The 12045-nt window shown below is 36.0% G+C and carries 10 protein-coding genes; all 10 read right to left on the bottom strand.

The genetic code is table 11. The features are described from left to right. Nucleotides 1-109 precede the first annotated feature (109 nt). Complete coding sequence (locus tag IGJ02_RS05945; protein ID WP_010760907.1) at nt 110-1147, bottom strand: lysylphosphatidylglycerol synthase transmembrane domain-containing protein; 1038 nt, start codon at nt 1145-1147, stop codon at nt 110-112. Between the two features lie 30 nt (nt 1148-1177). After that, nucleotides 1178-1456, bottom strand: coding sequence for a DUF1294 domain-containing protein (locus tag IGJ02_RS05940; protein WP_010760906.1), 279 nt, complete (start codon nt 1454-1456; stop codon nt 1178-1180). A 95-nt stretch (nt 1457-1551) separates the two neighbouring features. Beyond that, nucleotides 1552-2454 (bottom strand): diacylglycerol/lipid kinase family protein, encoded by a 903-nt coding sequence (locus IGJ02_RS05935; RefSeq protein ID WP_430604072.1) that lies wholly within the window; start codon nt 2452-2454, stop codon nt 1552-1554. Between the two features lie 134 nt (nt 2455-2588). Beyond that, complete coding sequence (gene pepT, locus IGJ02_RS05930) at nt 2589-3818, bottom strand: peptidase T (RefSeq protein WP_430603615.1); 1230 nt, start codon at nt 3816-3818, stop codon at nt 2589-2591. Between the two features lie 22 nt (nt 3819-3840). Then, a complete protein-coding gene (locus IGJ02_RS05925; RefSeq protein WP_430603614.1) occupies nt 3841-4959 on the bottom strand; it encodes a Nif3-like dinuclear metal center hexameric protein in 1119 nt (372 codons plus the stop codon). After that, complete coding sequence (locus tag IGJ02_RS05920) at nt 4949-5659, bottom strand: tRNA (adenine(22)-N(1))-methyltransferase (RefSeq protein ID WP_430603612.1); 711 nt, start codon at nt 5657-5659, stop codon at nt 4949-4951. The genes IGJ02_RS05925 and IGJ02_RS05920 overlap by 11 nt, the downstream gene beginning before the upstream one ends. A gap of 280 nt (nt 5660-5939) precedes the next feature. Next, the gene (locus IGJ02_RS05915; RefSeq protein ID WP_430603610.1) at nt 5940-7856 is read right to left on the bottom strand and encodes an endonuclease MutS2; all 1917 of its coding nucleotides are present in this window, start codon (nt 7854-7856) and stop codon (nt 5940-5942) included. Between the two features lie 382 nt (nt 7857-8238). Further along, on the bottom strand, nt 8239-9678 hold the full coding sequence (gene glgA, locus IGJ02_RS05910; RefSeq protein WP_430603608.1) for a glycogen synthase GlgA: 1440 nt from the start codon (nt 9676-9678) through the stop codon (nt 8239-8241). Then, nucleotides 9678-10829 (bottom strand): glucose-1-phosphate adenylyltransferase subunit GlgD, encoded by a 1152-nt coding sequence (gene glgD, locus IGJ02_RS05905; RefSeq protein ID WP_430603607.1) that lies wholly within the window; start codon nt 10827-10829, stop codon nt 9678-9680. Before glgD ends, glgA begins: the two co-directional genes overlap by 1 nt. Further along, entirely contained in the window at nt 10819-11961 is a 1143-nt protein-coding gene (locus tag IGJ02_RS05900) for a glucose-1-phosphate adenylyltransferase (protein ID WP_034682860.1), read from the bottom strand. The genes glgD and IGJ02_RS05900 overlap by 11 nt, the downstream gene beginning before the upstream one ends. Between the last annotated feature and the right edge of the window lie 84 nt (nt 11962-12045).

Genomic DNA, 12045 nt, shown 5'->3' with positions numbered 1-12045 from the left:
TTCTTATTTTTGTACAAAAAAATAATCCAGATGCCAATCAATTTGACTGATATCTGGATTTTTCGTTAGGACTTACGTCCCAAGCTCTCTTCAATAATATTCTTCTTACTTATACTTCTTTTTTCTCTTCTCTAACCGCATGAAGTCCTAATTTTATCTCGCGTCTTTTTTGAACCAAGACATAAATAAAACCAATCAAAAATGGTAAAACAAAACTACCAAAACGATATAGCAGCAGTGATGAGACTGCATCAACAGTTCCCACTAACGGTTTAAATAGTAATAAATAAACAAATTCAAACGGACCAATTCCTGCTGGAGTCGGAAATACACCAGACAAAATAACTGAAAAACTGGTAAAGGAAAGGACTAAAAGAAAATCGATATTCGGATGGTTTTCAACCAATACAACATATGGAATCACATACCAAAAAAGTAACTTTGCTACATTCCAACCAAATATGCGAATCATGGCTGAACGATCTTTTGTAATTGTCTGAACAGTTTCTCTTAACGAATAAATTTGCAAATTGCATTTATCTACCCAATCCCGTAATTTTTTCCGCTTAAAGTGCTTATTGGTCCAGCTTATTAACATCACTTGAAGGTTGATACTACTTGAAAGAATCAGTAACGAAAATATAATTGCAAACGTCAATCCGACACCCACTAAAATAAAAGGAATCATTTTGGGTGCACGCTCATAAAATAAAGAAAATTGGAAAATCAACCCAAGTACTGATAAAAAAATAACAGCAACTTTATACATGATCATATGCAATGCTGTTACGCCAACTCCTTGGGAAACCGCTAGTCCTTTTTTCTTATAAAAATAAATTTCAGAAAGCAATGTCCCTGTTCCAAATGAAATGACACGATAAAAGGCAACATAGCAAGAAGTAAAAAAACCATCTTTTGTGGTGAAATCTTTCTGAAAATAAGAAGCAATTTCTTTAATAGAACGCCCTTCAACGATTTGGTAAACAACGCCTAACAAAATAACTAGAGCGACAACGATCCAACTTGTTTCCATTAATTGCGCAAATATATCGCTTAGAGAATTATCCATCACATAGATGATCACCGCAATAAAAATGGCCAACAAGCCGATATTTAGGAAAACTTTTGTTTTAGAATTGCTTTTCATAGTTTCTCCCCACTAAATTTGAATTCACGATTATTTTTTATAACTAAAACAAATAATTGCAATAGCCACAAGTGTACCAAAAATAAAGAAAAAATAAAAGCGCAATTTTCTCGTTTTATGATGAAAAAGTTGCTGAGCTAACAAACCGCCAATCCCTCCTCCGATCACTCCTATGAATAGAAGGTCGAATTCTGGTATTCGCCACTTTCCCCTTTTAGCTCGCTGTTTATCAAGATACATCATAATAAATTCAACTAAATTTACAATGAGTAAATAAACCCACGGCAAATGTTTCAACAAACCTGTCATACCTCTTCCTCCAAAATCTTTCTCTTATCTTAATAGAATACCTTGAAAGAACAAGAGCTGTAAAGTTAATTCAATAATTTTAGAAAATCTTGATTCTATGATTCCGGTACAAAAACAGTCAGACCATGCTTGACTACATTCATTTGAATTGGTAAATCTTCACTTGGATCACCATCCACGCGTGTTCCAACTTTTTTTTCATTCATACTTTTAATCCTTATTTCGGCTGCCGTCATATACTTGATATCAGGAAGTTCATAAATTTTTCCTAGAATAATTTTAGGTAGATAAAATGCTAATTTAAAAAAGTTTAATTTCGGTAAAATAGTTAAATGAAACAACCCGTCATCTGGAGAAGCTGAATCATCAAAATTCGTATAACCGCCAACAGAATTCGTCATGGTCACGGTAACTAACTGAGTTTTTCCTTGCCATTGCTCTTTTTCTGTTTTGATATCTAAGCGGTAACGTTTTTTCTTAGCAAGCAATTTGAAAAAGTTCTTCACAAAAATAAGCTTGCCATATTTTTGTTTATCTTCTTGGCTGATTCGAGCCGCAGTATCTGCTAAAATACCGATTGTCATTGTGCTAACAATCACTTTTTTGTTGATCATACCATAATCGATTTTCCTAGTAACGCCACCTAAAATCACATCTGCAGCTGCTTCAAATTTCATAGGAATTCCTAAAACTCTCGCCATGTTATTAACGGTTCCACCTGGCAATAAGCCAACTTTTAGATGAGGTAATTCTTCTTTGAAATCTTCAACATTATGGTTGATCGTACCATCCCCGCCAATAAAAATCAGGGTATCAATAGCTTCAGCCTTTGCTTTTTCAACCGTTTTTTTACTATCACAATCTGGACCAACTTGTTCTAATAGAAAATGCGTGTCTGTTTGTCCATGATTTTTTGCATATTCTACAAACTGTTCTGCTAATTCTCTCCCTTTGTCTTTACCCGATGTTTCATTAAAAAGAATCATTACATTTTCCATTATCATCACATTTCCTTCCAATTTAAAAGTGAGCACGCTCGTCTAGCTTTGACAGAAAAACAGGAAGTAAGTCACTACCTGTAACTTTACTCCCTATTTTAAAATTTTACTATTATTATAACTAGTCACAATCGTTACTTAGCGTTAGATTCTGCAATTTTTACAATAACATCCGTTGCTTTTTCCATAGCTTGTAATGAAACAAACTCAAAGCGACCATGCATATTTTCGCCACCAGCGAAAATATTTGGCGTTGGAATACCTAGATAAGAAATCTTAGATCCATCTGTTCCGCCACGTACAGGCTCGATCAAAGGTTCGATGTCAAGTTCGATCATCGCATTTTTCGCTAATTCAATAATACTCATATCTTTTTCGATCACTTCACCCATATTGTAATATTGATCAAATAAATCGATTTTAACTCGTTCTTGATCAAATGGTTGGTTGATGATTTCTTGAATTTTAAGAATCAACGCTTTGCGAGCTTCAAATTTCTCACGATCATGGTCACGAATAATGTACGTCATTTTCGCTTCTTCCGGAGTACCACTCATTTGTGCTAAATGGAAAAATCCTTCATAACCATCTGTTTTTTCGGGCACTTCATTTTGCGGTAATTGATTCTGAAAATCAATTGCCAATTGTATGGCATTGATCATTGTATCTTTGGCTGTTCCAGGATGGACATTTTTCCCTTGAATCGTTACTTCAGCTTGCGCCGCGTTGAATGTCTCATATTGTAACTCGCCCACTGGACCGCCATCCATCGTATAAGCAAAATCAACGTTAAATTGTTCTACGTCAAATTTATCCGCGCCAACACCAATTTCTTCATCAGGGCCAAAAGCGACACGAATCGTTCCATGTTTGATCGATGGATTTTTGATCAAAATTTCCATAGCTGTCATGATTTCAGCGATACCAGATTTATCATCTGCACCTAAAAGTGTTGTGCCATCTGTTGTGATCAACGTTTGATTAGCATAGTTTTTTAGATTAGGAAAATCAGTTGTATTTAATGTGAATTTTCCTTCTTTATCTAGTTTGATCGTTGATTCACCGTCGTAATTTTCAATGATTTGTGGATTGACATTAACGGCATTGAAATCTGCCGTATCCATATGAGCAATAAACCCAATTGAACGTACCTCTTTGTCTATGTTGCTTGGCAAAGTAGCAATCACAAAACCATTTGTTTCGTTATACACAACATCGGTCATACCGATTTCTTCCAACTCTTTTTTCAACGTTTGTGCAAAAGCAACTTGGGTTTGCGTTGAAGGGGTCGTTTCACTTTTGGGATTAGAGCGTGTTTCTGTTTTTACATAGCGTAAAAAACGCGGTAATAAATTCTCATACATTGTTCGGTTCCTTCTTTCCACATTATCTAAATTTAAACGGATTCGTATTTACCTCAGATTCGATAAATTCTATGTCCCAATTATAATCTTTTTTCCACTGATTGAATAGTTCGACCAACTTAGGTTTGCATAATTGTTCGATATAATGCCCTGGATCGATCACAGACAAGCCTTCTGTCAACATATCATGTCCTGTATGATAATAGACGTCTCCTGTGATATAGACATCTGCTTGTTTTTTAATGGCATCGCGGAAAAATTTTTCACCACTGCCCCCGCAAATTGCAACGCGCTGAATCATTTTTGTTTCATCTTCCGCGACAATTCGCAAACCCTCTAAATCGAATACTTTTTTTATGGTAGAGACAAACTCTTTTAAAGGTAGAGCTTGTTTTAAATGCCCAACTCGTCCTAAACCATATTCTTTAGTTATGTTTTCTATTGGATACACATCATAAGCTGGTTCTTCATACGGATGTGCTGTTAACATTGCTTTGATTACTTTTGTTTCGATCGTTTCTGGAAAAATCACTTCGATTTTTGCTTCTTGAACAGTTTCTTCTTTGCCGACCACACCAAGGGTTGGATTAGCCCCAGTAACGGGTGTAAATCTGCCTGTTCCAATCAATGAATAACTTGTATTTGCATAATCCCCTTGAAGTCCGGCCCCTGCTTGGCCTAACACTTTGCGCATCTTCGCTGCATCTTCTACAGGAACAAAAACAGCTAATTTTTTATAGCCAACAGTATGGGTTTTGGTTAAATAAGTCGTATCTTCTATCCCTAAAAGTTCACAAAACCAATCATTTAATCCATTGTCTATAATATCCATATTGGTATGTGCTGCAAAAACGGCGATATCATGCTTCAATAAGTCCGCATACATTTTCGTTTGTAAATCATCTGTATCTAAGCGTTTCACTGGTCTAAAGATAGGCGGGTGTTTTGCAATGATCAAGTCAACTTGCTTTTCGATAGCTTCGGCCACTACTTCTGGACGTACATCCAATGTTACTAAAACTCGATTTAGTTTTTTATTCAATGTACCGATGTGTAACCCGACAGGATCTCCTGCTTCAGCGAGCCACTGGGGACAATACGCTTCAAACCGTTCAATAAATACATTGCCATCAAGACTCATTTGATAAAACCTCCTTGATCTCAGTGATTTCTTTTTCTATTTGTTGGATTCTAGCTTGCTGATCACCAGAAGCTTTGGCTAGTTGCGCTAAAATAGTTTCACGTTGTTTTACTTCACCTTGCCATTTTCTTTGAAAAATAGAAGACCGTTTTTTTAGTAAAATGGGCCCGAAAAGGCGCTCTTTTTCAGAATAAGCAACTCTCACTTCTTGTCTACAAGCTACGATGATTTCATAGATTTTATTATTTTCTTCCAGAATATCTTCATCGATGATTGTATAGCCATGGACTGTCAACCAATCACGCAATGGCTTTTCACCAATGTTTGGTTGTAAAACTAAGCGTTCATTGCCTTGCAGTCGTTGGTTCGTCCAACCAGCTTCCAAAATATCACGAATCAAAACACCACCCATGCCGCAAATAGTGACAGCCGTGATTTTATCTGCTTCTTCTACAGCATCTAAGCCGTCTGCTAAGCGCACAGTGATTTGATTATTCAGTCCATTTTTTTGCACTTGTTTTTTGGCAGCTTCGAAAGGTCCAGATACGACTTCTCCAGCTACCGCAAAAACAACTTTTTTTTGTAAAACTAATGCTACAGGTAAATACGCATGGTCAGAACCGATATCTGCTAAACGGCTTTGTTCAGGGACTAGTTCTCCCACACGTGCTAAACGTTTTGATAATTGATTTTCATTCATTCGACATATTCCTCCGTGGCTATTATACCATTGAAAAATGAGGTTGAAAACTTTGAAAGATGGAATTTATTCTTTTATAAAACGAAAATAGCGGACAAAAATCCAAAGTTCTGTCTTTTACAGAAAAATGATTGATGCTTAGTAATCGACTATACAAAATTCCCCCTTTAAAGTTAGTTGTTCACTCTGACTCTAAAAGGGAGACTGTTTTGATTTTTTTATTTAACGATCTATTACAATGAGTATACGGTCAAAAAACAGTTGGACTCACTAAAACTAGTTAATTATTATCCTCTATCGTTTCTTTCTCTTGTCTTTTCTGCATTTCTTTTCTTAAATTCTTATGGGCTTTTTTAGAGCCTCTTTCAAGATCTCGTTGTCTCTTGCGGTCATGATAATTGTCAAACAAGGAATCTAAATCATAATTTTTTGGATACAAGTCTTTTGCGCGGCGCTCTAATTTTAATTGGCGCTTATGAACGGTTATTTTTTCGTTTTCAAAGTAGATCACGACATCATCTGTCATTTCTATCAACTCATATATTAAAGCAATTTTCTTTTTCTCCGTCCAAAAAACTCGATCTCCTTTTTCATAGGCTGGAAAAATCATTTGCTCTTTTTGTTTTTTGACTTTTTGAAAAGATCCTTCTTTTTTCGTTGAATAGTTGCGATCATGTAAATAGTTTTGGGCAAGTTTAACAACTTGTTCATCTAGATTCATCTTGTTAGCGATCCAAAAAGCGTTACTTTCACCAGTTTTTCCTAAAATCAATTGATATTTAGGCATTAAGTTCTCTGAATCAAACGCCATCGCAGCAGTTAGAAAATCTTCATGTTGCTCGGAAAAACGCTTGATTTCTCCATAGTGGGTTGTCGTTATAAGAATACTACCCTTTTTGTAAAAAGCTTCCATGATCGCAATCGCTAATGCTGCACCTTCATTAGGTTCGGTTCCACTACCGATTTCATCGAGCAAAATCAAGCTATTTTGTTTTGTTTTAGCAAGAATTTCGGAGATGTTATGCATGTGTCCTGAGAAAGTACTTAAAGCATTCTCAATACTTTGCTGATCCCCGATATCAACGAAAATCTGATCAAAAATAGCGATGTTCGTACCTGCATCTGCCATAATTTGGACGCCAATCATCGTTTGCAAACAAATCAAGCCCACTGTTTTTAACACAACCGTTTTCCCTCCCGCATTAGGTCCGGTAATCGTCAGGCCGCGGTATTCCTTTCCTAGCGACAGATTCAAGGGAACTGCCTTATCGGCTAATAAAGTGTGTTTCACGTTAACAAATTCAATGATTCCTTCTTGATTGATTGCAGGTTCGATCCCGTTGATTTCTCTGCTGTATTTCGCTTTAGCAAAGATCATGTCATATTGTGCAACTACTTCTAAATTTGATTGGATCGAGATCATTTGCTCTGCAATCAACCCCGTCAGTGAAGATAGAATTTGATAAACTTCTGTCGCTTCCTCCATTTTCAGCTGATATAATTTATCATTTAGTTTCGCGACTGTTGTCGGCTCAACAAAAACAGTCGTTCCCTTCGAAGAAGCATCTATGACGGTTCCCGAGATTTGGTTTTTATATGTTGCTTTGATCGGTATGGTGTAACGGTCGTTTTTCTTAACAACAATTGATTCTTGAATTTTCGGTTTATTTTGCACGTTTCGAAGAAATGAATGTAATTTCAGTTCAATTTCTTTTTCACACTCTTGAATAGCACGACGGATTTTACGAAGTTCACGACTGGCATCATTCTCCACTTGATTGTTTCGAATGACTTGATAGATTTCATCTTCAATATCAGAAAAGAGCAATAATGATTCACTGTATCTAGCTAAAAGTGGCGCGATAAATTGATTTTTTTGCATAAAGGATTGGATCAAACGACTACTTCTAAGAAAATCTGCATAGCCGACTAATTCATTTGGCTCTAAAATAAACCCTTTTTCAACTTGATTTGTTAAATGTTCAATATTGTTCAATCCCATAAATGGAACATGTAGATTTGCTAGTAGCAAGGCTTTTGCTTCTGCTGTTTCTTGTAGACGCTTTTTAACCACGTCTAAGCGACTACTTGGCTGTAAACGTTTGATTTGCTCTTTTCCGTAATAACTGATTGCGTAAGTCATTAGTTTTTCTTTGATCATATTAAATTGTGTTTTATCATAGGTTTCTTGATTCATTGGTATCTCCTTTTCTTTTAAGAGATACCTATCTTCTTTTGAATAGACCAAAGAAATTCCTTCTAGCTGCGTATAGATTGGGAAAACAAAAAAGGGACGAAGTGTCCCTTCATCCCTCACTAATTAATAAATAAAGATAGATATACAGCAGTCTATCAGGTATTTTTTTATGAGTTAAGATAGGTATCAACATAGGTATGCTAAAGAAGCCATCAAAAAATGGTTATTTATTCTTCAGCTATTCATTTCCTTTAGTTAGATACTTACACTCACAAAAACACCTCTATGGCTTTCTTTGGCTATTCATTTCTCGCTAAAAGTATAACCTGTTTTTTTTATAACGTCAATCGTAATTTTAAAATGATATTTTTTCACCTACGATTTAAGAGGATTGAACCATCTTTTGATATAGTTCCATGTATAATCGACTTGATTTTTCCCAACTAAAATCTTTTCTCATCGCTTTTTTCATCAATTGAGTCCATGTGTTCTGATCATTCCAATACAGATCAATCGCCATGTTTGTGCTATACAACAAGTAATAGGAACTAAAATCAGAAAAACCAAAGCCTGTTCCTGTCTTTGTTACTGGATCAAAGGGTATTACAGTATCTTTCAAGCCGCCAACTTCATGGATGATCGGCAAGGTCCCGTAACGCATTGCAATCATTTGTGACAATCCGCATGGTTCTGTAGCAGATGGCATCATGAATAGATCAGAACCAGCATAAATCAGTTGCGCCAAGTCAACATCAAACGTAATTTTCGCTTTAAATTTAGTTGGATAATGCTCTGAAAAAGAGTTGAACGAATTTTCAATTCCAGGATCGCCAGTTCCAAGTAGTACCAGTTGAACATCTTTTTCCAAAAGTTTCGCTAAATCATCTAAAATCAGATGAAAACCTTTTTGAAACGTTAAACGACTGACGATCCCGATCAGCGGAACATCGGCCCGAATAGGCAAAGCCATTTTTGTTTGCAACGCTTCTTTATTTTTCTTTTTCCCTACTAGATTATGTATCGAAAAATTTTCAGGAATTGATTTATCTGTCTCTGGATCATTCATCTCATAATCGATCCCATTTAAAATACCCCTTAACTTCTCTTGTTCTAAACGTAAAACGCCATCTAGACCAAAACCAAATTCAGGTGTTTTTATTTCTTCTGCATAAGATGGGCTCACTGTATTCACTTGATTTGCATATAAAATCCCCGTCTTCAAGTAATTGACGCCATCCCCAAAACGGGCAGCTCCATCATAATAACGATCGAATTCCATTCCGAAAAAGTCTGGCAATAAATCCTGACTATAGGATCCTTGAAATTCAATATTATGAATCGTCAACACCGTCTTGATTGAACGGTATGCTTCGATCCATTGATATTTCTCTTTTAATAAAAAAGGAATCATCGCTGTGTGGAAATCATTAACATGGATAACATCAGGTAGTAAACCGATTTTCTCCAACATCTCAATGATAGCTAAAGAGAAGAAGGCAAAACGTTCTCCGTCATCATCATACCCATAAAGGTTTTCACGATCAAAATAATACGAATTCTCAATAAAATAATAGGCCACATCGTTCATAACTAAACGCTTAACACCACAATATTGATGCCGCCAGCCAACATCAACATAAAAATTAGTTAGCTCTTCACATTGTTCTTTAAAGCGTTCAGGCATCTTAGTAAAATAAGGCAAAACAACAGAGAGTTTTGCCCCTTTTTTAACTAATTCTTTGGGCAATGCACCTGCTACATCTCCTAAACCACCAGTTTTAAAAAATGGTGCGCATTCAGCGGCTGCATATAATACCTTCATCACTCATTTCCCCCAATAACATCTGTTTCAACTATCTGATTTTTCTGAATCACGACAGGATGTTTTGCTGTGCCAGAAATTTTCACACCAGCCTTGACTGTGACATTTTTATCTAATATAGCGTATTCGATTACTGTATCTTCTTCTATTTGAGCGTTGGACATCACGATTGTTCGCTTCACTTTGGCTCCTTTTTTAATGATCGTTCTTCTTGAAATCAAACTGCTATCCAAGCTTCCTTCAATAATACAACCAGTCGCACATTGACTATTTTTCACACTGGAATCCTCTGAATAATAAGTAGGTACTTCGTTTTTACGTTTTGTGTAAATTTTCTGTTTTGTATACATTAAAGCATTGAATTTTTTTGCATCGAGCATATCCATGTTGGCTTGATAGTATGAAGCAACATCATCTATATTACTTAAATAGCCTGTATACTCATAGGCTGTCGTCTGAGTTTCTGCCATTCTTTCACCTAAAAATTCAATCAAGTTTGTCGAACTATCATTTTTTTGACCGATTATTAATTGTTCGATCAACCACTTCGTTTGAACAATGAAGATATCCATAGAAAGGTTCAATCGTTCTCCTTTTTCTAAAACTTGGTCAAAAGCTTGAATGGTTTCTACATTACCCGTTTTATCGACTTGAATGATTCGATTATCTGCTGATAGTTTTTCTGATTCCATCCGTTTGTACACCATAGTCATTTTGTTTTCTTGTTTTTGATGTGTTTTCAAAACAGCTCGTAAGTCAATGGCACAAAGCATGTTACTACCCAAGAAAACCGTATATTCAGACTCCGATTTTTCAAGATAATCGATGATTGCAGAATAATAAGGTAACCCTTGTGCTTTTTGCTTTAAGAAATCTTGGTAGAAATAGACAAAATAGCTGTTTTTCAACGAATCTAAATTCCATTCTTTACCGCCGCCGATATGATCAAAAACAGAACGGGTTCCTCTATCGTTGAATATCATAAAAATTGAATTGATATTCGCATTGGCAATACTTGAAAGAGGAAAATCAATCAATCGATATTTACAATCAAAAGGCAGGGTATCTAAAGGTCGCTCTTCAGTTAATGGTAATAATCCTTGAAACTCTGATACATTCCCTAAAATCGCACACATTTTTTTAGTCCTCATCGCTTTGCACCCCTATCACTTCAGAATAGCCAATCACTTCAATATCATTTTCTCTATAAACTACGGCATTGTCCCCAATGATCGCGTTCTCACCGATAATCGCATTTTTGATTTTAACATTTTTCCCAATTGTCGCACCTGGCATGATCACACTACTTTCAATCGTTGAACCAACCTTAACCTGAACATCCGTTGAAAGAATACTGTCTATGACCGTACCTGCTACATAACAGCCGTCAACGACTAATGAATTGCTAACAGAGGCGGTTTCTGTAATAAAATGAGGCGGAGAAATGGTATTTTTTGAAAACATGCGCCAACTTTTATCCCGCATATGCAGTTCGTTTTCCAAACTGATAAATTCCATATTGGCTTCCCACAAAGACTCAATCGTTCCAACATCTTTCCAATAACCATCAAAGTGATAAGCATAAACATTTTCACCAGCCTCCAAGTAAGAAGGAATGACATGTTTTCCGAAATCAAGCATTTGTCCGTCTTTTGAATAGTTGTTCAACAAGACATTTCGCAGACGTCCCCAATTAAAAATATAAATCCCCATCGAAGCCAAGTCGCTCTTTGGTTCTGCTGGTTTTTCATCAAACTCGATGATTCGATTATTTTCATCTGTATTCATGATCCCAAAACGAGAAGCTTCTTTAAGTGGCACTTCAATAACCGCCACGGTCAATGAAGCATTGTTTGCAATATGTTCTTCCAGCATCTCTTCATAATTCATTTTATAAATATGGTCTCCAGATAAAATCAATACATATTGCGGGTCCATTTGATCGATATAGGAAATATTTTGATAAATAGCGTGAGCGGTTCCTTCAAACCATTTTTCACCATCTGAACTAGAATAAGGTTGCAAAATCGTGACACCAGAATCAATACCATCTAAGCCCCAACTTGCTCCATTTCCAATATGATTATTTAACGCAAGTGGCTGATATTGAGTTACGACTCCAACATTTTTGATGCCTGAATTAATACAATTACTTAACGTAAAATCAATAATTCGATATCTTCCCCCAAAAGGCACAGCAGGTTTAGCGATCTTCTTCGTTAGCTTTCCTAGACGTGTTCCTTGTCCTCCGGCTAAAATCATTGCAAGCATTTCTGTTCTCATCTACTACGGGTGAAATTCCACCCTGCCCCCTTTCAAAAATTCATCTTTTTTCTAAAATTAAGGATTTGACTATTTAACTTTTTT

Origin of the sequence: Enterococcus sp. DIV0724b (genome assembly GCF_050531475.1) — a bacterium.
GTDB classification, from domain to species: domain Bacteria; phylum Bacillota; class Bacilli; order Lactobacillales; family Enterococcaceae; genus Enterococcus_L; species Enterococcus_L haemoperoxidus.
The sequence above is the reverse complement of the archived record's forward strand: the minus strand, read 5'-3'. Positions and strand labels throughout refer to the sequence as shown.

Excerpts from the sequence above, each read along its gene's own strand:
- IGJ02_RS05935 (WP_430604072.1), bottom strand. The coding sequence starts at position 2,454 with ATGGAAAATGTAATGATTCTTTTTAATGAAACATCGGGTAAAGACAAA.
- IGJ02_RS05915 (WP_430603610.1), bottom strand. The coding sequence starts at position 7,856 with ATGAATCAAGAAACCTATGATAAAACACAATTTAATATGATCAAAGAA.
- pepT (WP_430603615.1), bottom strand. The coding sequence starts at position 3,818 with ATGTATGAGAATTTATTACCGCGTTTTTTACGCTATGTAAAAACAGAA.
- IGJ02_RS05925 (WP_430603614.1), bottom strand. The coding sequence starts at position 4,959 with ATGAGTCTTGATGGCAATGTATTTATTGAACGGTTTGAAGCGTATTGT.
- IGJ02_RS05900 (WP_034682860.1), bottom strand. The coding sequence starts at position 11,961 with ATGAGAACAGAAATGCTTGCAATGATTTTAGCCGGAGGACAAGGAACA.
- IGJ02_RS05920 (WP_430603612.1), bottom strand. The coding sequence starts at position 5,659 with ATGAATGAAAATCAATTATCAAAACGTTTAGCACGTGTGGGAGAACTA.
- glgD (WP_430603607.1), bottom strand. The coding sequence starts at position 10,829 with ATGAGGACTAAAAAAATGTGTGCGATTTTAGGGAATGTATCAGAGTTT.
- IGJ02_RS05945 (WP_010760907.1), bottom strand. The coding sequence starts at position 1,147 with ATGAAAAGCAATTCTAAAACAAAAGTTTTCCTAAATATCGGCTTGTTG.
- IGJ02_RS05940 (WP_010760906.1), bottom strand. The coding sequence starts at position 1,456 with ATGACAGGTTTGTTGAAACATTTGCCGTGGGTTTATTTACTCATTGTA.
- glgA (WP_430603608.1), bottom strand. The coding sequence starts at position 9,678 with ATGAAGGTATTATATGCAGCCGCTGAATGCGCACCATTTTTTAAAACT.